This is a genomic window from Bradyrhizobium ottawaense (assembly GCF_002278135.3).
GTDB classification, from domain to species: domain Bacteria; phylum Pseudomonadota; class Alphaproteobacteria; order Rhizobiales; family Xanthobacteraceae; genus Bradyrhizobium; species Bradyrhizobium ottawaense.
This window is the reverse complement of the sequence record NZ_CP029425.2, coordinates 4,778,335-4,804,537: the sequence shown is the minus strand read 5'-3', so window position 1 is coordinate 4,804,537 and position 26,203 is coordinate 4,778,335. Positions and strand designations below refer to the sequence as shown.

25 protein-coding genes are annotated in these 26,203 nt (G+C 65.0%); 8 read left to right on the top strand and 17 right to left on the bottom strand.

Annotation, left to right across the window (positions count from 1 at the left end):
* The first annotated feature begins 36 nt into the window (after nt 1-36).
* Nucleotides 37-774: a Crp/Fnr family transcriptional regulator gene (locus tag CIT37_RS23085; RefSeq protein WP_038946518.1), complete on the top strand. Its 738-nt coding sequence runs from the start codon at nt 37-39 to the stop codon at nt 772-774.
* Between the two features lie 113 nt (nt 775-887).
* On the opposite strand, the gene CIT37_RS23080 is transcribed toward CIT37_RS23085, so the two are convergent.
* From CIT37_RS23080 to lptF, 9 genes are all read right to left on the bottom strand, one after another.
* Nucleotides 888-1,607: a Crp/Fnr family transcriptional regulator gene (locus CIT37_RS23080; RefSeq protein ID WP_095424302.1), complete on the bottom strand. Its 720-nt coding sequence runs from the start codon at nt 1,605-1,607 to the stop codon at nt 888-890.
* A gap of 337 nt (nt 1,608-1,944) precedes the next feature.
* Nucleotides 1,945-2,181: a hypothetical protein gene (locus CIT37_RS23075; RefSeq protein ID WP_038972966.1), complete on the bottom strand. Its 237-nt coding sequence runs from the start codon at nt 2,179-2,181 to the stop codon at nt 1,945-1,947.
* Nucleotides 2,182-2,255: 74 nt separating this feature from the next.
* Complete coding sequence (locus CIT37_RS23070; protein ID WP_095424301.1) at nt 2,256-3,314, bottom strand: alcohol dehydrogenase; 1,059 nt, start codon at nt 3,312-3,314, stop codon at nt 2,256-2,258.
* Nucleotides 3,315-3,330: 16 nt separating this feature from the next.
* Nucleotides 3,331-4,191, bottom strand: a complete 861-nt coding sequence (rsmA, locus tag CIT37_RS23065) for a 16S rRNA (adenine(1518)-N(6)/adenine(1519)-N(6))-dimethyltransferase RsmA (protein WP_028145009.1) — start codon at nt 4,189-4,191, stop codon at nt 3,331-3,333.
* Nucleotides 4,191-5,228 (bottom strand): 4-hydroxythreonine-4-phosphate dehydrogenase PdxA, encoded by a 1,038-nt coding sequence (pdxA, locus tag CIT37_RS23060; RefSeq protein WP_095424300.1) that lies wholly within the window; start codon nt 5,226-5,228, stop codon nt 4,191-4,193. Before pdxA ends, rsmA begins: the two co-directional genes overlap by 1 nt.
* Nucleotides 5,228-6,163 (bottom strand): SurA N-terminal domain-containing protein, encoded by a 936-nt coding sequence (locus CIT37_RS23055; RefSeq protein ID WP_028145007.1) that lies wholly within the window; start codon nt 6,161-6,163, stop codon nt 5,228-5,230. The genes pdxA and CIT37_RS23055 overlap by 1 nt, the downstream gene beginning before the upstream one ends.
* Before the next feature lie 69 nt (nt 6,164-6,232).
* Nucleotides 6,233-8,722 carry an LPS-assembly protein LptD gene (locus CIT37_RS23050; protein WP_161966462.1) on the bottom strand — a complete coding sequence of 830 codons (2,490 nt, stop codon included), beginning with the start codon at nt 8,720-8,722 and terminating at the stop codon, nt 6,233-6,235.
* Nucleotides 8,722-9,819: an LPS export ABC transporter permease LptG gene (gene lptG, locus CIT37_RS23045; RefSeq protein WP_028145005.1), complete on the bottom strand. Its 1,098-nt coding sequence runs from the start codon at nt 9,817-9,819 to the stop codon at nt 8,722-8,724. The genes CIT37_RS23050 and lptG overlap by 1 nt, the downstream gene beginning before the upstream one ends.
* Nucleotides 9,816-10,985, bottom strand: a complete 1,170-nt coding sequence (lptF, locus tag CIT37_RS23040) for an LPS export ABC transporter permease LptF (RefSeq protein ID WP_028145004.1) — start codon at nt 10,983-10,985, stop codon at nt 9,816-9,818. Before lptF ends, lptG begins: the two co-directional genes overlap by 4 nt.
* A 340-nt stretch (nt 10,986-11,325) precedes the next feature.
* On the opposite strand from lptF, the gene CIT37_RS23035 reads away from it, so the two are divergent.
* The 3 genes from CIT37_RS23035 to CIT37_RS23025 all read left to right on the top strand — a co-directional run bounded on the left by CIT37_RS23035 (nt 11,326) and on the right by CIT37_RS23025 (nt 13,936).
* On the top strand, nt 11,326-12,825 hold the full coding sequence (locus tag CIT37_RS23035; RefSeq protein WP_095424298.1) for a leucyl aminopeptidase: 1,500 nt from the start codon (nt 11,326-11,328) through the stop codon (nt 12,823-12,825).
* A 6-nt stretch (nt 12,826-12,831) separates the two neighbouring features.
* A complete protein-coding gene (locus CIT37_RS23030) occupies nt 12,832-13,284 on the top strand; it encodes a DNA polymerase III subunit chi (protein WP_018317550.1) in 453 nt (150 codons plus the stop codon).
* 166 nt (nt 13,285-13,450) lie between these two features.
* On the top strand, nt 13,451-13,936 hold the full coding sequence (locus tag CIT37_RS23025; RefSeq protein WP_038946527.1) for a hypothetical protein: 486 nt from the start codon (nt 13,451-13,453) through the stop codon (nt 13,934-13,936).
* A gap of 165 nt (nt 13,937-14,101) precedes the next feature.
* On the opposite strand, the gene CIT37_RS23020 is transcribed toward CIT37_RS23025, so the two are convergent.
* Both CIT37_RS23020 and CIT37_RS23015 read right to left on the bottom strand, forming a co-directional pair.
* Nucleotides 14,102-14,575: a hypothetical protein gene (locus CIT37_RS23020; RefSeq protein WP_095424297.1), complete on the bottom strand. Its 474-nt coding sequence runs from the start codon at nt 14,573-14,575 to the stop codon at nt 14,102-14,104.
* Between the two features lie 26 nt (nt 14,576-14,601).
* Nucleotides 14,602-14,970, bottom strand: coding sequence for an antibiotic biosynthesis monooxygenase family protein (locus CIT37_RS23015; RefSeq protein WP_026201869.1), 369 nt, complete (start codon nt 14,968-14,970; stop codon nt 14,602-14,604).
* A 97-nt stretch (nt 14,971-15,067) separates the two neighbouring features.
* Here CIT37_RS23015 and CIT37_RS23010 point away from each other — a divergent pair, with 97 nt between their 5' ends.
* Complete coding sequence (locus CIT37_RS23010; protein WP_095424296.1) at nt 15,068-15,538, top strand: MarR family winged helix-turn-helix transcriptional regulator; 471 nt, start codon at nt 15,068-15,070, stop codon at nt 15,536-15,538.
* 161 nt (nt 15,539-15,699) lie between these two features.
* Nucleotides 15,700-16,668, top strand: a complete 969-nt coding sequence (locus CIT37_RS23005; protein ID WP_018317545.1) for a tripartite tricarboxylate transporter substrate-binding protein — start codon at nt 15,700-15,702, stop codon at nt 16,666-16,668.
* Between the two features lie 92 nt (nt 16,669-16,760).
* Here CIT37_RS23005 and CIT37_RS23000 read toward each other — a convergent pair whose 3' ends face one another.
* From CIT37_RS23000 to CIT37_RS22990, 3 genes are all read right to left on the bottom strand, one after another.
* Nucleotides 16,761-18,623, bottom strand: a complete 1,863-nt coding sequence (locus CIT37_RS23000; RefSeq protein WP_095424295.1) for an ABC-F family ATP-binding cassette domain-containing protein — start codon at nt 18,621-18,623, stop codon at nt 16,761-16,763.
* Between the two features lie 110 nt (nt 18,624-18,733).
* The gene (locus CIT37_RS22995) at nt 18,734-18,907 is read right to left on the bottom strand and encodes a hypothetical protein (protein ID WP_162832233.1); all 174 of its coding nucleotides are present in this window, start codon (nt 18,905-18,907) and stop codon (nt 18,734-18,736) included.
* Nucleotides 18,908-19,125: 218 nt separating this feature from the next.
* Nucleotides 19,126-19,383 (bottom strand): hypothetical protein, encoded by a 258-nt coding sequence (locus CIT37_RS22990; RefSeq protein WP_018317542.1) that lies wholly within the window; start codon nt 19,381-19,383, stop codon nt 19,126-19,128.
* A gap of 314 nt (nt 19,384-19,697) precedes the next feature.
* On the opposite strand from CIT37_RS22990, the gene ndk reads away from it, so the two are divergent.
* Both ndk and CIT37_RS22980 read left to right on the top strand, forming a co-directional pair.
* The gene (gene ndk, locus CIT37_RS22985; protein WP_018317541.1) at nt 19,698-20,120 is read left to right on the top strand and encodes a nucleoside-diphosphate kinase; all 423 of its coding nucleotides are present in this window, start codon (nt 19,698-19,700) and stop codon (nt 20,118-20,120) included.
* 44 nt (nt 20,121-20,164) lie between these two features.
* On the top strand, nt 20,165-21,025 hold the full coding sequence (locus tag CIT37_RS22980) for a TerC family protein (protein WP_028144998.1): 861 nt from the start codon (nt 20,165-20,167) through the stop codon (nt 21,023-21,025).
* A 6-nt stretch (nt 21,026-21,031) separates the two neighbouring features.
* On the opposite strand, the gene CIT37_RS22975 is transcribed toward CIT37_RS22980, so the two are convergent.
* Genes CIT37_RS22975 through CIT37_RS22965 form a run of 3 tightly spaced genes read right to left on the bottom strand, consistent with a single transcriptional unit; the run spans nt 21,032 to nt 25,548 of the window.
* Nucleotides 21,032-21,343 (bottom strand): DUF3240 family protein, encoded by a 312-nt coding sequence (locus CIT37_RS22975; RefSeq protein WP_028144997.1) that lies wholly within the window; start codon nt 21,341-21,343, stop codon nt 21,032-21,034.
* Nucleotides 21,340-24,414 carry an efflux RND transporter permease subunit gene (locus CIT37_RS22970; protein WP_095424294.1) on the bottom strand — a complete coding sequence of 1,025 codons (3,075 nt, stop codon included), beginning with the start codon at nt 24,412-24,414 and terminating at the stop codon, nt 21,340-21,342. The genes CIT37_RS22975 and CIT37_RS22970 overlap by 4 nt, the downstream gene beginning before the upstream one ends.
* Nucleotides 24,415-25,548: an efflux RND transporter periplasmic adaptor subunit gene (locus CIT37_RS22965; protein ID WP_049806442.1), complete on the bottom strand. Its 1,134-nt coding sequence runs from the start codon at nt 25,546-25,548 to the stop codon at nt 24,415-24,417. It lies immediately after the preceding gene.
* Nucleotides 25,549-26,203 lie beyond the last annotated feature (655 nt).

The window sequence follows — 26,203 nt, the reverse complement described above, 5'->3', positions numbered from 1 at the left end:
TCATTTGATAGATCCGGCGCGATTTTTGGTGGTCTCATGGAAAAAGCCCACGACGTGCTGATCCGGAACCTGAGCGAGCACACCGCGCTCACCGGGGAGGATCTCGACGAGATCCGCGCGCTCACCTTTACGCAGCGCGATGTCGCGCCCAACGAGGATTTCATCCGCCAGGGTGACGAGCCCGAACATTCGGCGCTGGTCGTCTCCGGCATGGTGGCGCGTTACCATCTGCTCGGCAGCGGGGGGCGGCAATATCTCGCGTTCCATATCTCCGGGGACCTGCCGGATTCCCAGGGCCTGTTCATCGACCAGATGGACCATGGGCTCTCCGCGCTCGGGCACGCCTCGGTTGCCTTCATCCCGCATCGCGAATTGTTCACGGCCTTCCGGCGCCGGCCCACTTTCGCGCTCTCGGTCTGGCGCGAGACGCTGCTCGATGCCTCGATCTTCCGCGAGGCCATCACCAACAACAGCGCCCGGCCGATGCAAGCGCGCATGGCGCACCTGTTCTGCGAGCTGTTCTACCGCGCCCGCGCCGCGCAGCTCATCCGCGGCAATCGCTTCCGCCTGCCGATCAGCCTGGTGCAGCTCGGCGAGACGCTGGGCATGGCGATCGCGACGGTGAACCGGACGCTCGCTGACCTCAGACGGGGCGGCGCGATGGATCTGCGCGACGGGGAGCTCATCGTCCTGAAATGGCGCGAGCTGCAGCGGCTCGGCGATTTCAGCCCGGCCTATCTGCATCTGAAGCGTCAGTCGCCACCGGAGACGTGAGCCGCAACGGCGCTAAAGCATGATCCGGACAAGTGCGCAGCGGTTTTCCGAAAAGATCAAGCTCGAACGACAACCTGAAGCGCGATGACGATGCATCCTGATCGTATCGCGCTTTAGCCATCGGCAGGTGTTGCTCCGCCCAGCACCTCATCAAAATGCTTCCTTACCCAATCGTTGCAGCTGCAGGCTCTGGCTTCGAGCGCTGTCCCGTCGAGGATCAGGATGGCGCCGCGGCGGGTCGCGAGGATGCGCCTTGCCTTGAACATCTGGATGACGCGGCTGGCATAGCTGCGGGAGACGCCGAGCATGCCGGCGAGTTGCTCGTGGGTGAGGGGGATCTCGGCCCCGCCGATACTCTCTTTCGCGGAGATGATCCATTTGGCGGCGCGCTGCTCGATCGAATGAGCGGCGTTGCAGGCCGCCGTCTGCAGCAGCTGCGCGAATTGGCAGTCGGCGTAGCGCAAAAAGACCTCCTGAAGCGTGGCCGACCGCTGCTGTGCCTGCTCGAGTGCGCGCAGTGGCAGCCGGACGAGGGTGCCGCCCAGCTTCACGACAATGCGCGAATATGCGAGCGAAGGGTTGCGGCCTGCGGCAAGGCCCACCGCACCCTCACGGCCCACCAGCAGGCTTTCGACCTCGCGATCGTCCTCGACCGGCACGGCGAACGATACCAGTGCGGAACCGCAGGGAAAGTGTACCGCCGCCACGTCGTCGCCGGCGTGATGCAGGACGTGGCTCGCCGCGAGTTCGACCGGCTGGAGGTGAGGCGCGAGCAGTTCGAAATCCTGGTGGGTGAGCTGCCGGAGCAGATCGTTCGGGGGCCGACCGGTCACAGTTTCTTCTCTGGGCTGGCCGGGAATCGGCGCCAGCCAGAACCCTACGTTTCCGCAGCGGAACCGACGGTTCCAAAGTGCACACAAGCGGCCGTGCATAGTTGAGATGCTAGCGCGCGGGCTTGGACTCCCGGAAGTTGGTAGGGGCGAGTCTGCATGCGCGTTCTTAGCGCAGCGCTGATCTGGCGAGGTCTGTTCAGGAGTGAACATAGCGGGCTTGCGGATTGGCGTAGCATGTGGCGCCGAGTGCCGCATTCCGTGCGCTTTGCCCGAGGACCGCCGGCCTCAATCCGCCAAAACGCCGCTGGGCCGGCGGCCCGAGGGGCGGCGACGACCATCACCCGAAGCGTGCTTCGCGATTCCACGAGGATCGGTGCAGCGCCGCGTGCGCGCGATAGGCGTCGATCGCCTTGTTGGCGAGCATCAGCTGCCGGCGTTCGCCGGTTTTGAGCTGACCTTCGATGGCGTCGAGAATGACGTTGGCGCTCTCGTCCGGCGGGCCGAGCTCGCCGCTCTGCTCCAGGCAGCTCCAGGCGATGAAGAATGCGCTTTCGACGGTGCAACGAATGGACATGGGCTGCCAACGCGGCGGGGCAGCAGGCGTTCCGTCACGCGGGCCCAACTTGCGTCGGGCCCGCTGCGCGCGGCTCAGTTCTTCAGCACGATGCGGCCGACGACCTTGCCGGCACGAAGCTCGTCGATCCATTTCTGGACGTCGCCCATCGGCTCCTCGCGCATCGGCGTCGGCTTGATCTTGCCGGCGCGCGCCAGCGCCATCAGCTCCTGGGCCTCCTTGAGCGTTCCGACCATGAAACCCTCGATGGTCATGCGTTTGTAGACCCATTGCACCATCGGCAATGTGAACTGGCCGCCCATCAGGCCGGAGACCACGATCTTGCCGCCGCGCGCGGCGACCGCGACCGCAAAGGCCATCGACTTCTCGTTGCCGGCGAAATCGACGATCTCGTCGAAGCCGCCTTCGGTCTCCTTCAGGATGCGCTTGATCACGTCGGGCTCGGACGGATCGTAGGCGTTGGCTGCGCCGTTCTTCAGCGCGGTGTCGCGCGCGGCCGGCGACAGGTCGGCGACCGTGATCGGCTGCTTGAACATCGCCTGCGCGAACGACAGGCCCATCATGCCGACGCCGCCGAGACCGATCAGCAGCAGATTGCGCTGGCGCGGTCGGTCAACCAGGCGCTTGAGCGCGCCATAGGCGGTGACGCCGGAGCACATCAAGGTCGCGGCCTGGTTGACGGGCAGGGGATCGTAGTCGAGCAGATATTTCGCGTCGGGCACCAGCACGTGGGTGGCGAAGCCGCCGTCGATGGAGACGCCGAGGAAGCGCTGCTTCACGCAGAGATTCTCGTCGCCATTGGCGCAGTCGCGGCACTGGCCGCAGCCGATCCAGGGGAACACGGCCTTCTTCGCGCCGACGAGGCCGGCGGCGACGTCGGGGCCGACTTCGTCGACGACGCCGGCAATCTCGTGGCCGAGCGTGAAGGGCAGCGTCATGCCGCGCGTGGTGTCGAGCTTCTTGCCGCCGCCGAGATCGGCATAGCCGTCCTGGATGTGCAGGTCGGAATGGCAGAGGCCGCAGCGCTCGATGCGCACCAGCACCTCGGCGCCTTTCGGCTTCGGCGTGTCGACGATGGTCTCGCACAGCGGCGCATCAAACTTGACCAGGGACTGCCGACGCATCAACGCCATATTTCTTCCTCCGAAATTATCGCTCTGTTTCGGTTCGTATATTGGCCAATTCACAGGCCATGGCAACAAAGCCCGAGATCGGAATGGTCTCGGCGCGCCGCGTCGCATCGACGCCGGCGGCCGCAGCGAGCCGCGCGGGGTCGACGCCGAGCGACTTCAGACTCTGCCGCAACATTTTCCGGCGCTGACCGAAGGCGGCCGCGGCGACCTGCTCGAGCAGCTTGCGATCGCAGGCAAGCGGCTCGGCGCGCGGCGTGAGGCGCACGACGGAGGAGGTGACCTTGGGCGGCGGCACGAAGGCGGACGGCGCAATGTCGAACAGGATCTTGGTCTCGCAACGCCAATTGGCGAGCACGCCGAGCCGGCCATAGGCCTCCTCGTCCTCGCGCGCGACGATGCGCTCGCCGACCTCGCGCTGGAACATCAACACCATCATGTCGTACCAGGGCGGCCAGGGCTCGGTGGTGAGCCAGCCGATCAAGAGCTGGGTCGCGATGTTGTAGGGCAGGTTGGCGACGATCTTCGCGCGTTCGCCATTGAGCAGCGGGCGGGGATCGAAGGTCATGGCATCGCCATGCACGATCTCGAGCCTGTCAGGGTAGCGCGCGGAAATATCCTGCAAGGCCGGGATCGCCCGCTCGTCATGCTCGATGGCGATGACGCGCCTCGCGCCGAGCGCGAGCAGCGCGCGTGTCAGCCCGCCCGGGCCCGGGCCGATCTCGACGATGGTGGAATCTTCGAGTGGCACTGCCGCGCGCGCGATGCGGGCGGTGAGATTGAGGTCGAGCAGGAAATTCTGGCCGAGCGATTTGCGCGCCGACAGCGCGTGCTGGCGAATGACCTCGCGGAGCGGCGGGAGGTCGTCGATCGCGCTCATCAGCTTTGCGAAGCCGCCATGCGGCTGGCCAGCTGAAGCGCCGCGATCAGGCTGGCCGGATTGGCCTTGCCGGTGCCGGCGATGTCGAAGGCGGTGCCGTGATCAGGCGAGGTGCGGATGAAAGGCAGGCCGAGCGTGACGTTGACGGCGTCGTCGAAGGCGACGGTCTTGATCGGGATCAGCGCCTGGTCGTGATACATGCAGATGGCGCAGTCATAGGTGCTGCGCGCGGCCTCGTGGAACATGGTGTCGGCGGGCAGCGGGCCCCTGGCCTCGATGCCGTCGCCACGCAGCGTCTTGAGTGCGGGGGCGATGATCGTCTGCTCCTCGTGACCGAGCGAGCCGTCCTCGCCGGCATGCGGGTTGAGGCCGGAGACCGCGATGCGCGGCTGCGCGATGCCAAAGCGCGATTTCAGCTCGGCTGCGACGATGCGAACAGTCGAGACGATCAGCTCGCTGGTGAGCTCTGCCAGCGCATCGCGGATCGAGACGTGGATGGTCACGGGCACCACCGCAAGCCGCGGCGACCACAGCATCATCACCGGCTGCGGCACGCGGCCGCCTTCCGCAGCGAGCTCGGCGAGGAATTCGGTGTGGCCGGGATGACGGAAGCCTGAGCGGTAGAGCACGCTCTTGGCGATCGGGTTGGTGACGACGGCGCCGGCGCGGCCCTCGCGGACATCGGTGACCGCCTGCCGGATCGAGGCGAGCGCGGCCGGCGCGCTCGATGCGTCGGGCGTGCCGGGCTCGGCGGTCGCGCGCTCGCCGGTAGCGACCACCGGGAGGGCGTCAATGAAGGCGGAAGCGGCCTCGTCCGGGCTCACCGCCGCGGTCCTGACATCGGCACCGAGCGCGGCGGCGAGCGCCTTGGCGCGCCGGGCGATCAGCGCCTCGTCGCCGAGCAGATAGAAGGCGGGCAGGTTCAGTTCACGGCGCCGGAGCCAGGCTGCGATCGTGATGTCGGGGCCGATGCCGGCGGGCTCTCCCAGGGTCAGGGCAAGGGGAAGGGTATGCGGTTTGGCTGCGCGATTGGCCATCAGCGGTTGCGATATTCGATCATCGCCGCCTTGCGGAGCTCGTCGAGATAGGCCTTCTGGGTCTTCTCGTACTTCTCCTGATACATCTTCTCGCGGACCTCGCGCTTCTTCGGCGTGTCGATCATGGTCGGCTTGCGCGAGCACAGCACCACCATCTCGATGCCGTTCTTGGTCATCTCGGGCGCGGTCAAATGGCCGATCGGGGTGTCGTCGAGCACCTTGCGCAGCGCCTCGGGCAGCTCCGCGGTGGTCTTGGTGACGCTGTCGCGGATGGTGGCGTTCGGCGTCGAGCGGAACAGCGAGTTGGCTTCCTCGCAGCTTCCGACGCGCGCGCGATAGCTCTCGGCTTCCTTCTTCCGTGTTTCCAGGAACGCGGCGGACGAGCCGCGCGGCACGATCAGCACGATCGGCTGCATCTTGTATTCGGTGCCCTCGATCTGGAGCTTGTCGCCGGTCTGGGCCTGCACGGCCTGCGCGACGTCGCGCTCGCCGACGAGCAGCTTCTCCTTGAAGCGGCCGCGCACGAGGCTGGTCCAGACCATCTCGGCCTTCATGCGGCCCTTCAGCGTCTCGGGGCGCACGCCTTTGGATTCGAGCGACTTGGTGAGCTGGTCCGGCGTGATGCGCATGCGCTGCGCCATGCCTTCGTAGGACTGGTTGATGTCGGAGACGCCGGGATCGACCCCGAACTTCTTGCCCTCCTTCATCTTCACCTTGTCGTCGATCAGCTCGTTGATGACCTCCTGCCGGCTCGGGGTCTTCTGCGTCGTCAGCTGGTCGAGCTTGGAGCGCTGCTCGATGTCGAAATCGGTGATCGGGTCGCCATTGACCATGACGACGATGTTCTGCGCGCGCGACGGCGAGGGCAGTCCGGTCAGGACCAGTCCGGCAGCGATGGCGAGGAGAAGGCGGAAGACGGGCAATGGGGTCGTCATGATTGTCGCTCGCATGTCAGCCGCGTCGAGCCTGTGATGGGGGCAAGCGCGGCCGGCACTTCAAACCGTTCACTGGAGGCCGGCGGAACTGCTGGTCGTCGACGAGGTCGCCAGCGTGCGCAGGCCGATCTGGAACATGAACGCATGGCTCAGGACGGGCGGCGCGGTGCCCGCCGAGTAGCTATACGAAGTTACGTAGTTCGCCGCCAGCACGAAGCAATCGTCGACATAGCCGGCACCGAGCACATACTGGTTGATCTTGTTGGCCTCGAGGTCCCACCGCGCCGAGCCCGACACCACCCAGTTGGTCGCGAGCTTTATGGAGCCCGAGGTCAGGATGCCCTCGCGGCGGGTCAGATAGCCGAGCTCCGGCTGCGCCGCGTAATTGCCGTACAGCACGCTGACCGCCCAGCGATTGAAGTTGGCGCGGCCTTCCGCCTCGAAGCGCTGCACGTTCCAGGTCTGCTCGTCCATGCGGGAGCGAACGCTGAACGTGTAGGTGCTGTTGGGCGAGTAGCTGGCGCTCGCGACGTAATCGGAACGCGGCTTGTCCAGGCCGGAATTGAGGCCGGTATTGATGGGGTCCTGGACCGCGAAGGAGTTCATGCCGAACAGCTGGTAGGACTGGCCGAACAGGGCCTTGACGGCGCCGCCCTTGTCGAACTGCGTGGTGGACTGCACGCCGACATTGGCGCGGCCGCCACCCTCGACGCGGTCGTAGCCGGAGAACTTGTCGACGCTGAACAGGTTCGAGGCGTCGAACACCATGCTCTGGGCGTCCTCGTTCGGGAGCTTGCCGGCATAGGTCTCGTTCGGCCGGATGATGATCTGCGCGATCGGCTCGACGGTGGTCGAGCCCCAGGGCTGAACGTTGATGAAGGGGTAGCGGTATTCCAGGCCCACGGTCGGCATCAGGCGGAACGCCTGGGTGTCGCCGACGGGAAGATAGTTCGACACGCCCGGCTGGTTGGAGACCGAGGAGTTGATCGCGTCGGCGCGCAGGCTGGCGAACGGCGTCCAGATCTGGCCGAGCGGATCGGTGAAGGATTTGCGCCACTGCGCCTCGGCCGTGAGGCGGGTGTAGGTGCCGGGGAAGCCGCGCAGCAGGCACTGCGACGGCGTGCGGGCGAGCGGATCGGCCGACGCCGTCGTGCACAGGCTGTTGGTGTTCGCGATCGTGGTGATCGGATCGAACACCGCCTGGTCACGCGACAGGTTCACGAAATTGGTCTTGTAGCTGAACTCGCCGCCGAACACCGGATAGTTGAGCACGTTGGCGTAGTCGATCACCGGATAGACGATCGGCACCTGGCTCTGGTTACCCGAATAGCTCAGCCAGTACATCGTGCGCGCGTCGAAGAAGCTGCGGTTGCCGACGCCGGTCAGATAGAGCTGCGACAGCGCCTCCGTCGGCAGCAGCAGGAACGAGCCGAGCGGATCGCGGTACTGGTAGAGCCGGTAGTCCGAGAAGAAATAGTAGTCGGACATCAGGACGCCGTCCCAACCCCAGACCCATTTGTCGTTCAGCGCGAACTGACCCTTGGTGTCGACGGCGCCGCGGAACTGCTTGTCGCCCGGCTGCCCGGAGAACGCGCCGGGATCGAGCTGGTCGATGCCATAGGCGCGGATCTGGTAGGCGCCGTCGATCAGGCGCTGCCGGAATTCTCCCTGCAGCAGCACGCCTTGCCGCGACAAGAAGCGGGGGTTGATGGTCGCGTCCATGTCGGGCGCGATCGCCCAATAATAGGGAACCTCGACGCCATAGCCCGTGTTCGTCGTGCCGGAAACATAGCCCGGCATCAGGAAGCCGCTCTTGCGCTTCACGGTCGGGTCGGGCGTCGAGAAATAGGGCATGTAAGCGAGCGGCACACCGAAGAATTCGATCTGCGCCGTCTCGAAATACAGCATCTTCTCCTGCTGGTCATGGATGATGCGCGCACCCTTGACCTGCCACAGCGGCGGCTTCTTCGGATCGTCCTTACACGGCGCGCAGGCCGTGTAGACGCCGTTCTCGAACACTGTGTAGTTGCCGCTGGAGCGGTCGGCGCGGCTCGCGGCCATGCGGGTCTGGTCGGCCGTGTCCACACGCAGCGAATCGACGAAACCGTCGCGGTAATCGTCGGAGAGATCCATGATCTCGGCATAGGTGATCTTGCCGTCGGCATCCGTCATGCGGATGTTGCCTTCGGCATGCAGCCGCTTGGTCTTCTGGTCGTAGATGACCTTGTCGGCCTCGACGCTGGTGCCGTTGTAGAACAGCTGAACGTTACCGACCGCGGAGACGCGTGAATTGTTGTAGTCGTAGTCGACCTCGGTCGCCTGAACCAGCATCTGGTTGTCGTTGGCGGCCTTCGGCGGCTTCGGACGCGGCGGCAGCGGATTATAGGTGAAGCTCTGGGCCGAGGCGGGGGCCACGGCAGCAACGTCGATCAGCGCGCCGAGCGATGCCACGGCAGCCACAGCCATCATGAGCCTGCGAAGAGACAAGCCGAACCCGTTCGCGCGCATCACGATGCGGCGCGTCAAACGAGACACGGGTCCTCGATGGACGGCAGTCACTAACCGTCCTCCTGGTACAACAAGGCCAAAAAGCCGGTGAGGCCGCCCACCACCACGGGCAACCACGCCGCAGCGATCGGATGCATCAACTCAGCCTTGCTCAAGTCTTCAGTCACTTTCGACAGAACGTAGAGCAGAAAGCCTGCGCCCACGCCACTCAAAACCATCTTCTGCACGCCGCCCATCCGGAAGAAGCGCAACGACACGGAGGCCGCGAGCATCACCATGGCCGCAAGCAAAAACGGCTGTGCCAGAAGCTTCTGATACTGGAGTCGGTATCCGGCTGTCGCGAAGCCTGAGCTCTCGGATGAGCGGATGTAGCTCGGTAGTTGCCAAAAGGACACAGTCTCGGGGGTGGAAAAGCTGTTGCGGACCTGCGCCTCGGTGAGCGTCGTTGGAATCTCCATGGTGGCCTGGTCGATCGGCGGGGAGTCCAGCGAGAAGCGGCGAACGGATTTGAACAGCCAGTGGCCGGACTCCAGTGTCGCCTCGCGCGCCTCGATCCGCTCCTTGAAGTGACTGTCTGTGTCAAAGCGGAACAGCGTCAGGCCGGTGAGTCGAACGCCCTGCTGCTCGCTGCGCGCGGCGTTGATGATGGTCTGGCCGTCGCTGGTCACCTGATTGAGCCAGAAGCCGGAAGCGTCCTGGATGCCGCCGCCGGGCGCCGAGCCGAACAACTCGGCTTCCATGCGCTTGGAGAGCTCACGCAGATTCGCCGACATCGGATTGTAGGCGACGGTTGCGATCACCCCGATCAGGAGCGCGCTGCCGAGCGCCGGTGAAATGAACTGCCATGCGGAGATGCCGGCGGCGCGCGCAACCACGAGCTCGAGCCGGCGGGAGAGGGCGAGATAACAGGTCATGGCGCCGATCAGCATGCAGAACGGCGTCAGCTTCTCCAGCAGTTGCGGCACCCTGAACAGCGAGGTCTCGGCCACCATGAGCGCCGAGGCGGACGCCAGCCCCGAGGTCTTGCGCACCATCTCGATGTAGTCGACCAGCACCAGCAGCAGGAAAATGCCCGCGAACACGCCGAGCGCCGCGACCACGAAGCGGCCGGCGAAATAGCGTCCGAGTGTGTTGGTGAGCATGCTCATGCGGTGGCTGGCCGTCCGAACAGCTGCGCGATGCGCGCGTTCGACCTGTTGATGGCCTCCATGAGGCCAGGGGGCGGCTCGACCACGACGCCGCGGATGATCATCCACAGCCCGACGCCGATGGCGCCCATGACCATCGCATATTGCACCAGCACCGGGCTCGGCGACTTCACCGCCATGACCGAGCAGGCAAAGCCGGCCATGCGCAGGCCGAACACCGCAACGACCGAAGTGCCGATCGAGAAATTACGGCTCTGGCGGGTGGTGCGGGGCGCACCGAGGAAGGCGAAGGTCAGCACGGCGAAGGCGAAGGGATAGATCGGCGCGAGCAGGCTGTCATGCAGGGCCGAGCGGAACTGGCCGGGAATCTGCTTGTAGACGGGGTCGTTGTCGGACGGCGCGAGCAGCTCCCAGAGATAGCGCTCGCGGATGCCGAGGGTGACGTCGCGGCCCTGGTTGGAGAACTTCGACATGTCGAAGCCGTAGCGGCCGAACGCCACCAGCGCGGGATCGCGCTTGCCCGCCTCGAAGCGCTGGAGATTGCCGGTCTCCAACACCAGGAACGAGCCGGTCTCGTTCTTCACGACCTCGCCGTGCTCGGCGACGATCGAGACGCGCTCGTTGGGATCGCGGCGGTCGTCGATGAAGATGCCGGCAAGGATGCCGCCGGGCTGGCGTTCGCGAATCCGGATCGTGAGGTTCTTGTCGAGCTGGGCGAAGCGGCCGGGCTGCAGGATGTTGGTGAGCACGTCCGCGGTGATCTCGGCATCCCACTGCTTGATCCGCCGCATGCCGTCGGGGGCGAGATAGGCCGCGATGAAGGCAACCAGCAGCGCCACCACGCAGGTGGCGTAGAAGAACGGATAGAACAGCCGGAACGGCGACAGGCCGGCGGCATTCATCACGATGATCTCGGAATCGGTCGCGAGCTTGTTCAGCGTGTGCGAGATCGCGATCATCAGCGCGATCGGCGAGATGATCAGGACCAGGGCCGGCACGACGAGGCTGGTGATGCCCAGGAAGGTGAGGATGGTCTGTCCCTGGCTCGTCATCAGGTCGATGCCGCGCAACGCCTGCGTAATCCAGATCACGCCGGTGAGGCTGACCAGGATCAGCGCAAACGACGCCAGCGTCGTGCGGAAGATATACCTATCGATCGACCCCATGCGCTACCGCACGAATCCCACCAAGTCCCCAATGTCGGCCCGAAACTCCGCTGTCCAACCAATCCCCGATCGGGGGATCCCCAAGGTTGGCGAGCGCCTCTTCCGCCAGCTCACTCTCTCACTACCATCCCTTTGATCCGTCAACAAAATGGCTGCCCCGTGGCACCCTCATAATATGGTTAATATTTCCCTCGTTGTGGCCTTGAGGCCACGGGGGGTGCTTGGCATCTGCCGGGGCGCTGGCCCATAGTGCGGGAGGCTTAGTGAATCGCCGTTCAGGTCCGGCCCTGGCCAGGAACCGTGACCAGCAAAAAGACCAAGATTTTTGAAGGAGTTACCCATGTCCGATGCCATCAAGGTCGGCTTTGTCCCGTTGTCTGCCGCCGCCCGTGGCATCCTGGTCGTGTTTTGCGACGACAGTCTGAAGGTCGGTCCGGCGACGGCCAAAGCCCTGGGCGGCGCTATCGAACTCGTGAAGCGTGCGGCCATCGCCGCCGCCTTCAAGGGCAAGACCGGAGCTGCGCTCGACATCCTGGCGCCGGAAGGAGTGAAGGCCACCCGTCTGCTCGTGATCGGCGCCGGCAAGGCGGCCGGCCTGAAGGCGAACGATTTCCTCAAATTCGGCGGTGTGGCGGCGGGCAAGCTTGCCGCCGGGGCGGCCGCCATGACCATCATGGCGGAACTGCCAAGTGGTGCCATGACGAGCGAGCAGGCGGTTGCGATCGCCTCGGGCCTGCGCCTGCGCGCCTACAAGTTCGACCGCTACAAGACCAAGAAGAAGGACGGCGAGGAGGGCGGTTCGCGCGCCGACATCACGCTTGCTGTCGGCGATGCCGCTGCCGCGAAGAAGGCGTTTGCCTCGGCCGGCCACGTCGTCGACGGCGTGATCATCGCGCGCGATCTCGTCAACGAACCGCCGAACGTGCTCTTCCCCGAGGAATTCGCGCGCCGCGCCAGTCAGCTCCGCAAGCTCGGCGTCAAGGTCGAGGTGCTCGACGTCAAGGCGATGCAGAAGCTCGGCATGGGCGCGCTGCTCGGCGTCGGCCAGGGCTCGGCGCGGCCGAGCCGCACCGTGATCATGCGCTGGGACGGCGGCAAGAAGGGCGAGGCGCCGGTGAGCTTCGTCGGCAAGGGCGTCTGCTTCGACACCGGCGGCATCTCGATCAAGCCGGCCGGCAGCATGGAGGATATGAAGGGCGACATGGGGGGCGCGGCCTGCGTCGTCGGCCTGATGCACGCGCTTGCCGCGCGCAAGGCCAAGGTCAACGTGGTCGGCGCCATCGGCCTCGTCGAGAACATGCCCGACGGCAACGCGCAGCGGCCGGGCGACATCGTGACCTCGATGTCGGGCCAGACCATCGAGATCATCAACACCGACGCGGAGGGCCGGCTCGTGCTGGCCGACGTGCTCTGGTACGTCGCCAAGAAGGTGAAGCCGAAATTCATGGTGGATCTGGCGACGCTGACCGGTGCGGTCGTGGTCGCGCTCGGCACCGAGCACGCCGGCATGTTCTCCAACAATGACGAACTCGCCGAACGCCTGCTGGCGGCCGGCATCGAGAGCGGGGACAAGGTCTGGCGCATGCCGCTCGGTCCCGAATACGACAAGCTGATCGATTCCCAGTTCGCTGACATGAAGAACACCGGCGGCCGCCATGGCGGCTCGATCACCGCGGCGCAGTTCCTGCAGCGTTTCGTCGACGGCACGCCCTGGGCCCATCTCGACATCGCCGGCACCGCCATGGGCGCGCCGAAGACCGACATCAACCAGAGCTGGGCAAGCGGCTATGGCGTCCGCCTGCTCGATCGCCTGGTCGCCGACCATTACGAGCGCAAATGACCTGAGATGACCGAAGTCCTGTTCTATCATCTGCAAAACATGACGGTGGAGAACGTGTTGCCGCCGCTTCTCGAGAAATCGCTCGAGCGCGGCTGGCGCGTCGTGGTGCAGTCGACCTCGGAAGAGCGCGCCGATGCGCTCGACGCGCATCTATGGACCTATCGCGACGATTCCTTCCTGCCGCACGCGACATGGCGCGTGAACGATGCCGCCGATCAGCCGATCGTGCTGGCGATCGAGGAGGGCAATCCCAACGGCGCCCATGTCCGCTTCCTGGTCGACAATGCCGCCCTGCCGCAGGACGCGCAGGGCTATGCGCGAATGGTGCTGCTGTTCAACGGCGACGATCCGGACGCACTCGCGCTCGCCCGCAGCGCCTGGACGGATTGCAAGGAGCGGGGATTTGATGTCACCTATTGGCAGGCCGACGAGCGGGGCCGATGGCAGCGTCGGAATTAGGGGTCCTTCGCAATTAATGATAATTTGCACTTTTCGGGCGATGCTGGCTTTTGTCACCTTCGTGCCGCAAAGTGATGTTGGGACAATCGCTTAGGGCTGGTCCTTCACGCGGGGAATTTGGTTTATCGTGCGACATCAAAAGCTTCCCAAGTCGCTCATAGTTGCGTTGGCTGCCGTAGCACCGCTGGTCGCGGGCTGCTCGGGGACCGATCTGCTGTCCAAGGACGCACAATGGTTCAACACGCCCAGCCGTCTCTTCATCAAGAACATCTCGATCGAATCCCCGCCGCTGACCCCCGACAAGGCGGTCGGAGCTGAGGATCTCGTCAGCGCCGACGGCGGCTGTCCCGGCATGGCGCCGCCTCCCGGGCCGGCCGATGCCAATGCATCGACGACGGCACCGGCGCCGACGGGCGGCACGGTCGCGCTCGGCCACACCGAATGCGACGTGGTGCGCGGCATCGGCGCGCCATCGAACGTCAATCTCTCCAATGATGCCGTCGGCCGCCGCGTTGCCGTCGTCACCTGGGCCACGGGACCGCGCGCCGGCATCTACACGTTCACGGCTGGACGTCTGTCGTCAATCGAGGGCAACCCCGATCCGCAACCGGTGCCGAGGGCGACCAAGCCAAAGCCGAAGAAGCACGCGTAAGCGCGGATCGCCGGCACCACAACGGATCGGCTGCGCGCATCGGAGAAGTTATTGTACTGCTCCATAGATCGCCGTCCGCTCAAATGACGCCATCGATGCCGTGCTTCTGAAGGACACGGGCGAGCGTGGGCGGCCCCGATCGGAAGTCCGCTTCGCGCGCGAACCTCAGAGCATCGGCTTGGTGTCGAAGCGATCGGGTTGGGGAGCGCGCAAGCGGCCCTTCATCTTGAAGCCGTCACGCATATTGAGGCCGAGAAGACCGATGTTCGTCGCGCCGGCAAACAATTCGAGAGTCTGCACTGTGTAGAACGTGGTGTCGAACTCCGCGGCGTTTGCCTTGGAGGCAAGAAACAAGGCGGCGGGAATGAGAACGAGGATGCCGTTGCCCGCGATGAACGGCATGCGCTTGATCTTCGCGCCGATCAGGCCAGCGCGCCGTCCCTTTGCCAGAAAGAAACCCGAACCTCCCGTCACCGCCAGCGCCGGAACCAGCAACAGGAAGCCCCAGGGGATGGCTGTCTTCACCAGGGTTACGCTCGCGTGTGACGCGAATAGCTCGGAGAGAGCCGTGGAAAGCCAGAAGGTCGCAATGGTCGTCAGCGCGACCACGCCCGCGACGGGATGAATGATCTTGGTCATCGGGTCCTGCTGTTCTTTAAGGCGAGCTACGCGACGCAGATGCCGGGCACGGCGACCTTCTCGAACAGGTGCGGAGAGGCGACGGCGGAGGAGGGATAGGCTGCGATCTTCGATCTGAACTCAGGATGTGTGAACGCGGCCCGGAAGTGGGCAGTCGATTCCCAGACGGCATAGTTCAGATATGTCGGACTATCGCCGATTGCGCGGTGAAGCTGGGTGGCAATGAAGCCCGGCTGCCGCTTCATGAAGGCTGCATCGTCCTGCCAAACCTGGAGGAAGCTCTGCTCGTCGGTCTTGTCGAGCGTGAACACATTCACCAGCACTGCGGGGCTGGTGTCGATGCCAAGCTGACGTTCAATGGGAAAGTTAGGGTCCAGAGGGCGTAGGTGCGCCATGGCAGGCTCCGTTCGATATGGCAATATGGTGTCAATGTGGTACTATACGTAAGTAATTACTTGACATCATGATGTCAATAACAGTTTATGGTGACGGATGCCGAAATCCTTGCGAACGCCGGCCGGTGATGCTCTGTCGAACCTCGTGCTTGACCTGTTCCGGCTGAACAGCCTGCTCCTGACCGCAGGGGACCGCTTGGTGGCCCGGCTCGGGCTCACGAGCGCTCGCTGGCAGATTCTCGGCGCCATCGTGCATGCGGAGCGCCCCCAGCCGGTGGCTTGGCTTGCCCGCGATCTGGGTGCCAATCGCCAGAACGTGCAGCGGATCGTCAATGATCTGCACGCGGAAGGCCTCGTTGCTTTCGAGGCCAATCCGCATCACCGCCGAGCGCAGCTTGTCGTCCTGACCGACAAGGGGCGGCATGCTTTCGATGCCGCCATGGCTTTGCAGGCGCCGTGGGTCAACGGCCTTTCGGAGGGGCTTCCGGTCAAGGACCTGCAAACCGTTCATCGCATCGTCGCGGACCTGCGAACGAGGCTCGAGAGCGAGACAGAGAGCCAGACCTAGCGCACGGCGAGCAGGCGGAATTGACGGGCAGCTCTTCGCGACATGTTCCCGGAACGCCGCTGCGGCCGAACAATTGCTGCACGCTTCTGATGGGTCGCTTTCCTGATGGTCTTGCGGCCAGGAATGCGCTCATATGGAGCAATAAAAATCTGGAGGAGACTATGCGGTTCTCGATTGCCCTCGTATCGGCTCTGCTTCTGCCGCTCGGCGCGGCCGTTGCCCAGGACTATCCGACGAGGCCCATCACCATGCTGGTTCCATTCGCGGCGGGCGGGCCGACCGACACCATCGCGCGCCTGACGGCCGCAGGTATGGGGAAGTCGCTGGGACAGCAAATCGTCGTCGAGAACGCGACCGGCGCCGGCGGCACCATCGGCACGACCCGCGCCGCGCGCGCCCAGCCCGACGGCTACACGCTGCTGATCCATCACGTCGGCATCTCGACCGCCGCGACGCTGTATCGCAATCTCAGCTATGACACGAAGACGGCGTTTGCGCCGATCGGCCTCGTGACCAATGCACCGATGACCATCATTGCGCGTCCGGATTTTCCGGCCAACACGCTCAAGGAATTGGTCGCCTACGCCCAGCAGCAGGGCGACAAGCTGACTTACGCCAATGCCGGGTTAGGTGCGGCATCGCATCTCTGCGGCATGCTGTTCATGACGGCGATCCAGAAGCAGCTCACCACGGTGCCTTACAAGGGCAACGGTCCGATCATGAACGATCTGCTCGGCAAGCAGATCGATCTCACCTGCGACCAGGCGACCAACACCACCGGGCCGATCACGGCCAAGCAGGTCAAGGCCTATGCGATCACAACAAAGGAGCGGCTGAAGAGTCTGCCCGATCTGCCGACGGCCGATGAGGCGGGCCTCAAGGGATTCGAGCTCGGCGTCTGGCATGGCCTCTATGCTCCCAAGGGCACTCCGCCCGCGGTCGTGCAGAAGCTGACGGCCGCGCTGCAGACGGCGCTCAAGGATCCGGCGCTGATCGCCCGGTTCAACGACATCAACACCGAGCCCGTGCCGCAGGACAAGGCGACGCCCGAGGCGCTGGGCGCGATGCTGACGAGCGAAGTCGACCGCTGGGCCCCGATCATCAAGGCGGCCGGGCAGTTCGCGGACTGAGCGGACAATCCCATGAGAGTAGCTTGGTGAGCCACTAAGGCAGGGTGATTAACTACCGCTCCTGTGCATGGGGTTGTTTTCCAGATTTGGATTCAGCCCGCCGCTTCGTCGAACTGCGTGCTCGCCTCGAGCCACTGCTCCTCCGCGCGCGCCAGCGCATCGGCGGCATTGGCGCGCGCCTTTGACAGCTGCGCGGCCTGCTTGGGATCGCGCGTAAAAATGTCGGGCAAAGCGAGGGCCGTGTCGATCTTGGTGATGATGTCGCTGACGCGGGCGATCTCGGCTTCGGCCTCGGTGATGCGCTTCTTCAGCGAGCCGCGATTGTCGGGCCGCGCGCGCTGCGGCTTTTCGCTTGGCACACTGCGCTCGCGCGGTGCCGGCTCGCCGTTGCGCGCGGACAGCACCAGGCGGCGATATTCGTCGAGGTCGCCGTCGTAATTGGTGACGGTGCGGTCGGCGACGATCCAGAGCCGGTCGGCGCAGGCTTCGATCAGGTAGCGATCGTGCGAGACCATGATGACGGCGCCGGGGAATTCGTTGATGGCTTCGGCAAGCGCGGCGCGGCTGTCGATGTCGAGATGGTTGGTCGGCTCGTCCAGGATGATCATGTTGGGGCCGAAGAAGGTCGCAAGGCCGAGCAGCAGCCGCGCCTTCTCGCCGCCCGACAGTTTGGCCACCTTGGTGTCGGCTGCCTTGCCGGAGAAGCCGATCGCGCCGGCGCGCGCGCGCACCTTTGCTTCGGGCGCGTCGCCCATCAGCTTGCGGACGTGGTCATAGGCGGACGCGTCCACGTTGAGCTCGTCGAGCTGGTGCTGCGCAAAATAGGCGATCGACAGCTTGTCCGCGCGCGTCACCTTGCCGGAGAACGGCGCAAGCCTTCCGGCGAGCAGCTTGACCAGCGTCGACTTGCCGTTGCCGTTGGCACCCAGCAGCGCAATGCGGTCGTCATTGTCGATGCGCAAGGTGACGCGGCCGAGCACGGGCGCCGCCGGATCGTAGCCGACGGAAGCGTTGTCCACGGCGATGATCGGCGGCGACAGGATCTTCTCCGGCGCCGGAAAGCTGATCTCGCGCACGTCCTCGGTGACCAGCGCCGTGATCGGCTTCAGCCGCTCCAGCATTTTCACGCGAGACTGTGCCTGGCGGGCTTTCGAAGCCTTGGCCTTGAAGCGGTCGACGAAGGCCTGCAGGCGGGCGCGCTCGGCCTCCTGGCGCTTGACGGCCTTGGCATCGAGCAGCTCGCGCGCGGCGCGCTGCTCCTCGAACGAGGAATAGGTGCCCTTGTAGAGCGTAAGCTTGCCGCGCTCCAGATGCAGGATCTGGTCGACCGAGCTTTCGAGGAGATCGCGGTCGTGGCTGATCACGATCACCGTGCGCGGATAGTGCGCGAGGTGATCCTCCAGCCACAACGTTCCCTCGAGGTCGAGATAGTTGGTGGGCTCGTCGAGCAGCAACAGGTCGGGGGCTGCGAACAGCGTCGCGGCGAGCGCGACGCGCATGCGCCAGCCGCCGGAGAATTCGGCGCAGGGGCGGAGCTGATCGGCGGCGGAGAAGCCGAGGCCGGAGAGGATCGCGGCGGCACGGCTCGGCGCCGAATGCGCGTCGATGTCGACCAGGCGGGTCTGGATCTCGGCGATCCGGTGCGGATCGGTCGCGCTTTCGGCTTCGTGAAGCAGCGCGTCGCGTTCGAGGTCGGCCTTGAGCACGACGGAGATCAGGCTTTCGGGTCCGTTCGGGGCTTCCTGGGCGAGGCTGCCGACGCTCCAGCGCGGCGGCAGGGTCACCGAGCCGTGCTCTGCCGCGAGCTCACCGCGGATCACCTTGAACAGCGTCGACTTGCCGGTGCCGTTGCGTCCGACCAGGCCGACGCGCGATCCCGGCGTGATCTGCACGGAACTCTGGTCAATCAGAAGGCGTCCGGCGAGGCGGATGGAGAGGTCGGTGATCCCAAGCATGCGGCCTTGTCACCGCAAGGCGCGCCGAACGCAACCCGTTTTTCCGGGGTTATCGTTCAAGCATGATCGTTCCGGAAAACCGCTTCACACTTTTCCGGATCATGCCCGGCTCAATGCGAGTCGCGGTCGCGCTGCCTCAGCTCTTTCATGAGCTGCTCGAGATGGGTCGGGAGCTGGGGTTCGGGACGCAGGCTCTGCTGGAGCCGTTCGCCCACCGCATCGCAAATCGAACGGCTGGTCCGCCGGTCGATCTGCTCACTGTCATTGGCAAAAAGGCCAGCCATCGCGCAGGTTCCGTGTGCTCAAAGTTAGGACACGGTACCAAGTCATTGGCCCCCAAAATGGTTTCGCCGTTTTTGGGGGAATGCCGGCATTCTCGTCAAAATTGTATGAGTCCCGCCATATCCGCCCAAAATGCGAAGCCCCGGCGGGGGGATCGCCGGGGCTTCTCTTGGAAGGCAACCGGGGGGTCGGTAGCCTTTAAGTTAAGGTGCTGTCGGGCTCAGTAGCAGCGGTTGATCATCCGCCAGCGGGGTCCCCAGGGGGTCGGGACCAACCGGCGCACATAGCAGCCGCCATAACCGTAGGAGACGGGGGCATAGAAGCGCGGACCGCCCCAGCCATGGCCGCGGTGCCAGCCACCGCCGCCGCCGTGCCAGCCCGGGCCGCCACCGTGCCAGTGGGCGGAAGCCGAGGTCGGCGCCAGCGCGGCACCCAGCGCAACCGCAGCGACGGCGGCAAGCGAAAGTTTCCTCAACATGGTGATCTCCTCAATACTGCCGGCGCGGGGCTATCGCGTCCGATGGAAAGGCCGCCGAAACGGTCCGCCCAGTGATCGGGCTTCAGTTTCGATGGGGCCAACCCTACGCCGGCAAGGCTGAACCGAATCCTGACAGGGGCTTCAGATTGGGTTCATCTGGGTGAAATTGTCGTAATCCAGGTTGAAACCGCATCCTCCGGTCCTGCGGCGAAGCGCCTGTGACGTCATACCGGCGATCGCTTGCCGGATGGCAAAGGCGCCGATATAAGCCCGGCAACTCGACAACCACCGCTTTTCTTCCCAAGGACAAGATTATGGCCATCGAACGCACTTTCTCGATCATCAAGCCCGACGCGACCGCGCGTAACCTGACCGGCGCCGTCAACGCCGTGATCGAAAAGGCGGGCCTGCGCATCGTCGCGCAGAAGCGCATCCGCATGACCAAGGAACAGGCCGAGACCTTCTATGCCGTCCACAAGGCGCGGCCGTTCTTCGGCGAGCTCGTCGAGTTCATGACCTCGGGCCCGGTCGTCGTCCAGGTGCTGGAAGCCGAGAACGCCATCGCCAAGTACCGCGACGCGATGGGCGCGACCGATCCGTCGAAGGCCGCCGACGGCACCATCCGCAAGCTCTACGCCAAGTCGATCGGCGAGAATTCCGCGCACGGCTCGGATGCGCCGGAGACCGCCGCGATCGAGATCGCGCAGTTCTTCTCGGGCAACGAGATCGTCGGCTGATCCATCGGCTGATAAGTTAAATCGACGGGGCGAAAGGACGTATTGTGAGCTGGCTCTGGCAGATCTTCGATCCCGCAACGATCGGGGCGTTCTTCACCCAGTTTCGCAACGAGATGGCCGAACCGACTTTCTGGATTGCGGTCGGCAAGATCATCTGGATCAACATCCTTTTGTCCGGCGACAACGCGCTGGTGATCGCGCTCGCCTGCCGCGGCCTCTCGCCGCGACACCGCCTGTGGGGCATGATCTTCGGTGCCGGCGCCGCGGTGCTGCTGCGGATCATCTTCACCGGCATCGTCGCAACCCTGATGGAGTTGCCGTACCTCAAGCTGATCGGCGGACTCGCGCTGATCGTGATCGCGGCCAAGCTGCTGGTGCCGGAACATGAGGACGAGGACGACGTCGACGCTGCCTCGCATCTGTGGCAGGCCGTGCAGATCGTCGTGGTCGCCGACATCGTCATGAGTCTCGACAACGTCATTGCGGTCGCAGCCGCCGCCAATGGCAGCGTGCCGCTCCTGATCCTCGGCCTTGCCATCAGCGTGCCGCTGATCGTCGCCGGTGCGGCGCTGATCATGGCGCTGCTCGAGAAGCTGCCGGTGCTGGTCTGGGCGGGTGCTGCGCTGCTCGGCTGGATCGCGGGCGAGGTGATGGCGACCGATCCCGGCGTCGCGCCCAAGCTGCACACGCTGTTCGACGGTCCGTTCGGTGCCGCGCTCGACTCGATGCTCGGCGCCTTGCGCATCCCGCCGCAATTCGGCCATGGCGGGGCGGGCGGCGAATATTTCTGCGCAGCGCTCGGCGTCGTCGTCGTGCTGGTGGTCGGCACCATCTGGCGCCGCCGCAAGCTGACCGCCGCGGCGCTGGAATCGTCCGAGCGGCACGCCAGGGCGTCGGCGGAGTAGGCCCGCTCAGTCGATCGTGCCGAGTTCCGTCACGGGTATCGTCCAGTAGACCAGCTTGGTTCCGGCGAACGAAACCCGCAGACGGTCGAGCAAGCGGCCGGCATCTGTCCCTGCGAGCACCACCTGCACGACGGCCTGATCGGCGTGGCCTTTCACGCGCTCGGCGGCCGTATGCAAGCGGATCTCAGTGCCGTGACCGGCTCCGTGCGATGCCGTGAATCCCGAAACCAGGTCGGTCTGCTCAGTGAGATAGTCGAACACCTCCTCGCGGAGGAGATGCGGCACAATCAGCGTCAGACAGACCGGCTGCTCGATCATTTGGCCACCTTCGACGATCCGCCATAGCGGCGATACAGAATCGGCAGGAGAATCAGGGTGAGCAGGGTGGAGGACAGCAGTCCTCCGATCACGACGATTGCGAGCGGTCGCTGCACTTCGGAACCCGGGCCGGAGGCGAACAGCAGCGGGATCAAGCCAAGCGCAGTGATGCTCGCGGTCATCAGCACGGGGCGAAGCCTGCGCATGGCGCCTTCGACGACGATGCGATCCTCGGGAAGGCCGTGGGCACGGAGCTGATTGAAGTAGGAGACCAGCACGACGCCGTTGAGCACGGCGATGCCGAGCAGCGCGATGAACCCGACCGAAGCCGGCACCGACAGGTACTCGCCCGTCACGACCAGCGCGAAGACGCCCCCGATCAGGGCAAACGGGATGTTGACGAGCACCAGCAGGGCCTGGCGGATGGCACCGAATGTTGTGAAGAGCAGCACGAAGATCAGGCCGATCGCGACGGGGACTACGACGGATAGGCGCGCGGCAGCGCGTTGCTGGTTCTCGAACTGCCCGCCCCAGGTCAGCCGGTAACCGTTCGGCAGCGGGAGTTCGGTCGCCACCTTCTGGCGGGCCGCTTCGACGAAGCCGACCATGTCGCGACCGCGGACGTTGGCGCGCACCACGCTCATGCGAGCGCCGTCCTCGCGGTCGATCTTCACCGGACCGTCTACGCGTTGGATACGGGCGACCTGCGATAGCGCGACGTGCTGTCCGGAGGCGAGCGTGAGCGGCAGGCTGGCCAGCAGCGTTGGCGCTTCCCGCGTCGTCTCGCTGCCCCGGACGAGGATCGGCGTGCGGCGTCCGTCCTCGAGCGCGGTCCCGATGGTCCGGCCCTCGATCTGCGTCCGCAGCGAGTTGACGACGGAATCCACGGTCAGGCCGAAGCGGCCGGCTTCCATGCGGTTGACCGCAACCGTGTAGTATTGAGCGCCTTCATTCAGCGTGGTGTAGACGTCCTCGGCACCGTCGATGCTGGACAGGATCGCCGACAGCTTTGCCGCGGTTTCGTTCAGCCTGGCGATGTCGGGGCCGAAGATCTTGACGGCGACGTCACCGCGCACGCCGCTGATCATCTCCTGCACGCGCATGTCGATGGGCTGGGTGAAGCTGAGCGAGATGCCGGGGAAGCCGGTGAGGACCTCGCGAAGCTTCTGCAGCAGGGCCTCGCGATTGTCGGTCGCGCGCTCGGCGGCCGGCTTCAGCACCAGGAACGTGTCGGTCTGGTTGGGGCCCATGGGATCGAGGCCGAGCTCGTCCGACCCGGTTCGCGCGACGATGCCGGCAATATCAGGTACGGCCAGAAGCGCGGTCTGCAGCCTTGCATTCATCGCTAGCGACTCGTCGAGGTTGACGGACGGAAGCGTCTCGACGCTGACGATGACGTCGCCTTCATCCATGATCGGCATGAAGGTCTTGCCGAGCTGGGTATAGGCGAAGCCCGCCGCGACGAGGCCGATCAGCGCCGCAGCCATCACCTTGCGCTCGTTGTTGAGGGCCCAGTCCAGTGCCGGCGCGTAGATCCGTTGGGCCGCACGCACCAGCAGGGGATCGCGATGTGACGCCGACTTGAGTACGAAGGAGGTTGCGACCGGGATCACGGTGAGCGACAGCAGCAGCGAGCCGGCCAACGCGAAGATGATGGCCAGCGCGACCGGGATGAACAGCTTGCCCTCCAACCCCTGCAGCGTCAGCAGCGGGACGAACACGATGATGATGATGAGCACACCCGAGGCGACCGGTTCCAGGACTTCGCAGACCGAACGGTAGATCAGGTGGATCAGCGGAGTGGCCTTGTCCGGGGCGTGCTTGCCGAGGTTGCCGACGATGTTCTCGACCACGACGACCAGCGCGTCGATCAGCATGCCGATCGCGATCGCAAGTCCGCCGAGGCTCATCAGATTGGCCGACATTCCCACCACGCGCATGACGATCAAGGCGATGACGATGGCCAGCGGCAGGCTGAGCGCGATCACCAGTGAGGCCCGCCAGTTGCCGAGGAAAAGCAGCAGAAGGACGATGACGACGGCGGTGGCCTCGCCGAGGGCACGCACCACGGTGCCGACGGCGCGGTTGACCAGGCGGCTGCGGTCATAGAACACGTTGATCGACACGCTCTTCGGCAGCGAGGGTTGCAGCTCCGCGAGCCGAGCACGCACGTCACGGATCAGCTGACCCGCGTTGGCGCCGCGTAAGCCGAGGACCAGTCCCTCGACGGTTTCGCCGCGGCCGTCCGCCGTGACGGCGCCATAGCGGGTCAGCGTCCCGACTTTGACGCTCGCGACGTCGTTGACCAGGATCGGCACGCCCTCGCGGGTGTCGACGACGATGGCTTTGATGTCCTCGATCGACCGGATGCTGCCTTCGATTCGAACCAGAGCGCTGTCCTCGCCCTGGTTCACCCGTCCGGCGCCGTCGTTGCGGCTGTTGGCTTCGATGGCCCGGCGAAACAAATCGTAGGAAATGCCGCGCGCGGCCAGCGCATCGTTGCGCGGCACGATCTCGAAGGCGCGGACATAGCCGCCGAGCGCATTGACGTCCGCAACGCCGGGGACGGTCCGCAAGGCCGGGCGGATCACCCAGTCGAGCAGGGTGCGGCGTTCCGCGAGCGACAGCTCGGGACTGTCGATCGTGAACATGAACATCTCGCCGAGCGGGCTCGTGATCGGCGCCAGACCGCCGCTCACCCCGTCCGGGAAATCGCGCGAGATGTTCGACAAGCGCTCCGAGACCTGGTTGCGCGCCCAGTAGATGTCGGTGCCGTCCTCGAAATCGACGGTGATGTCTGCCAGCGCGTATTTCGTGGTCGAACGAAGCACCTTCTTGTTCGGCAATCCGAGCAGTTCGAGCTCGACGGGAACGGTGATGCGCTGCTCGACCTCTTCGGGAGTGAGGCCCGCCGCCTTCATGATGACCTTGACCTGAACCGGCGAAACGTCAGGAAAGGCATCGATCGGCAAGCCGGGCAGGAGGACAGCGCCGGCGCCGATCACCAGCAGCACGCCGAGCATGACGAACAGCCGCTGCGACAGTGCGAACGCGACCAGGCGCCGGAGCATTTACTGCCCCAGTCCGGAGAGGATGCCGCGAAGCGCCGAGATGCCGCCGATCGCGATCTCATCCCGGGCCGAGACGGCGCCCGCTACGACCACATGGTCCTGATCTTCCGCAAGCAGCTTGACCGGCACCAGCCGGAAGCCGCCGTCAAAGGCGACGAAGACCGACGTTTGCTCGCCCCGCCGGACTAGCCCGCTGTAAGGGATCTCCCAGGCGCTTTCGCCGGTCGAGAGAAATCCGATGCGGGCCGCGGTGGTCTGGCCGGGATGCAGCTCGCCGTCGTTGGGGACTTCCGCGCGAACCAGAATAGTCTGGGTGGCAGGATCGATGGTCTCTGAGACCAACACGACCTTGCCCGGGGTGGAATAGCCCTCGATCTCGACTTTCGCGCCGGTACGGATCGCTCGAATATTGGCGGCAGGGACCGCGATTTCCGCCCATAGCGGCGAGAGCCGCGCCAACTTGACGAGCGGTGCGGATTGTTCGAGCCGCTGCCCTGGTGACACCGCGAGTTCGACCACGGACGCGGCTTGCGGTGCATTGACCGTGAGCGTCCCGCTGATCGCCGCTTGCTGGGCCAGCCGGGAGATTGCATCGTCGGACATCCCGCTCAGATGCAGCATCTGACGCCGTTCGGCGACGACGAGGGCGGCCTGGCGCGCTTCGGCCTGGCTGGCCTCCAGCACGCGTTGCGGAACGGCCTTGCCCTCGAACAGATCCGCATTCCGATTGAGTTGCTGGTTGGCGAGATGCTCCTGCGCGATCGCGTGCAGATAGTCGCGTTGCTGGGAGACGAAGCTCGGACTTTCCAGAGTGACCAGCGGCTGGCCGGCCGTGGCGCGGTCACCGCGCCCGACCAGGAGAGTGGCGACCATGCCGGCTACCGGCGCGCTGACGACCCACAATTGTTGCGTCGGGATGACGACCTGGACGGGATAGGGCAGCGTCAGATCGGTCCGGCTCGCGACCGGATGGGTCACGCGCACCCCGAGATTGCGCGCCTGCGCATCGCTCAGCTTCACCTCGTCCTGTGCCATCGACACGGAAGGTAACAAGCTCAATGCAATGGCGATGAGCGTACGAGCGAGCGTGCCGCCAGAGAAGGTGAGAAGGAGAGGTCCGTGGCGGACTCGCATGAGGAATGTCCCGCATTCGCCGGCGAGCGAAGCGCTGCTCGATTGCAGGTTTCGCTTAACCCACCAGCGCGTTGGGGCGTTGATCTGTCTCAAGCGGGCCCACCACTTTGGAAGGCTGCTCGCCGTCCCGGGAGGGCTTCGGTTGATCTTGCTCAATTCCGTCCCAGCCCGGGAAGCTAGGCTGGCTTTGCATCCTTCGGAGAGGCGGCCGTGAGACCAACAAGATTCGCGTCGATCCTGGCAACCGGCTTTATCGCGCTGGTTGGGCTTGTGCAGCCGGCACTCTCCCATAGCGGAACGGCGCAGGACCCCTGGAGTTCTGCGCACATCGAATGCTGCCGCCTGAAATCCGAGCGGACGTGCGGAAATGGGATGCCGCGTGCGGCGCGCCAATCGCCGCTGCCCAACGCTTTGCTCTTTATCTGACCGTGCCGGGCGCTCAATTCCTGGCTCTCCATTTTGACGACTTTCGTTGCCGCAACAGGGCAGTTTATTGCGGGTCCGCAGGGTGCCTGCACGAGGTGTATGTCTCGAAAAGCGGGCGTTACAGACGTGTGCTTTCCGTGCACGCTCATGACGTTCGGCTGTCTTCTTCCCACGATCAGGCCGTCGTTGAAGTCGTGGACGGGAGGGGCACGAGCCGCACGCTGTGGTG

Excerpts from the sequence above, each read along its gene's own strand:
- CIT37_RS23085 (WP_038946518.1), top strand. The coding sequence starts at position 37 with ATGGAAAAAGCCCACGACGTGCTGATCCGGAACCTGAGCGAGCACACC.
- CIT37_RS23010 (WP_095424296.1), top strand. The coding sequence starts at position 15,068 with ATGCCGAAATCCTTGCGAACGCCGGCCGGTGATGCTCTGTCGAACCTC.
- CIT37_RS23030 (WP_018317550.1), top strand. The coding sequence starts at position 12,832 with ATGACCGAAGTCCTGTTCTATCATCTGCAAAACATGACGGTGGAGAAC.
- pdxA (WP_095424300.1), bottom strand. The coding sequence starts at position 5,228 with ATGGCCAATCGCGCAGCCAAACCGCATACCCTTCCCCTTGCCCTGACC.
- CIT37_RS23035 (WP_095424298.1), top strand. The coding sequence starts at position 11,326 with ATGTCCGATGCCATCAAGGTCGGCTTTGTCCCGTTGTCTGCCGCCGCC.
- CIT37_RS22995 (WP_162832233.1), bottom strand. The coding sequence starts at position 18,907 with ATGGCTGGCCTTTTTGCCAATGACAGTGAGCAGATCGACCGGCGGACC.
- CIT37_RS23000 (WP_095424295.1), bottom strand. The coding sequence starts at position 18,623 with ATGCTTGGGATCACCGACCTCTCCATCCGCCTCGCCGGACGCCTTCTG.
- CIT37_RS23005 (WP_018317545.1), top strand. The coding sequence starts at position 15,700 with ATGCGGTTCTCGATTGCCCTCGTATCGGCTCTGCTTCTGCCGCTCGGC.
- ndk (WP_018317541.1), top strand. The coding sequence starts at position 19,698 with ATGGCCATCGAACGCACTTTCTCGATCATCAAGCCCGACGCGACCGCG.
- lptF (WP_028145004.1), bottom strand. The coding sequence starts at position 10,985 with ATGGGGTCGATCGATAGGTATATCTTCCGCACGACGCTGGCGTCGTTT.
- CIT37_RS22975 (WP_028144997.1), bottom strand. The coding sequence starts at position 21,343 with ATGATCGAGCAGCCGGTCTGTCTGACGCTGATTGTGCCGCATCTCCTC.
- rsmA (WP_028145009.1), bottom strand. The coding sequence starts at position 4,191 with ATGAGCGCGATCGACGACCTCCCGCCGCTCCGCGAGGTCATTCGCCAG.
- CIT37_RS23070 (WP_095424301.1), bottom strand. The coding sequence starts at position 3,314 with ATGGCGTTGATGCGTCGGCAGTCCCTGGTCAAGTTTGATGCGCCGCTG.
- CIT37_RS23055 (WP_028145007.1), bottom strand. The coding sequence starts at position 6,163 with ATGACGACCCCATTGCCCGTCTTCCGCCTTCTCCTCGCCATCGCTGCC.
- CIT37_RS23020 (WP_095424297.1), bottom strand. The coding sequence starts at position 14,575 with ATGACCAAGATCATTCATCCCGTCGCGGGCGTGGTCGCGCTGACGACC.
- CIT37_RS23075 (WP_038972966.1), bottom strand. The coding sequence starts at position 2,181 with ATGTCCATTCGTTGCACCGTCGAAAGCGCATTCTTCATCGCCTGGAGC.
- CIT37_RS22970 (WP_095424294.1), bottom strand. The coding sequence starts at position 24,414 with ATGCTCCGGCGCCTGGTCGCGTTCGCACTGTCGCAGCGGCTGTTCGTC.
- CIT37_RS22965 (WP_049806442.1), bottom strand. The coding sequence starts at position 25,548 with ATGCGAGTCCGCCACGGACCTCTCCTTCTCACCTTCTCTGGCGGCACG.
- lptG (WP_028145005.1), bottom strand. The coding sequence starts at position 9,819 with ATGAGCATGCTCACCAACACACTCGGACGCTATTTCGCCGGCCGCTTC.
- CIT37_RS22990 (WP_018317542.1), bottom strand. The coding sequence starts at position 19,383 with ATGTTGAGGAAACTTTCGCTTGCCGCCGTCGCTGCGGTTGCGCTGGGT.
- CIT37_RS23015 (WP_026201869.1), bottom strand. The coding sequence starts at position 14,970 with ATGGCGCACCTACGCCCTCTGGACCCTAACTTTCCCATTGAACGTCAG.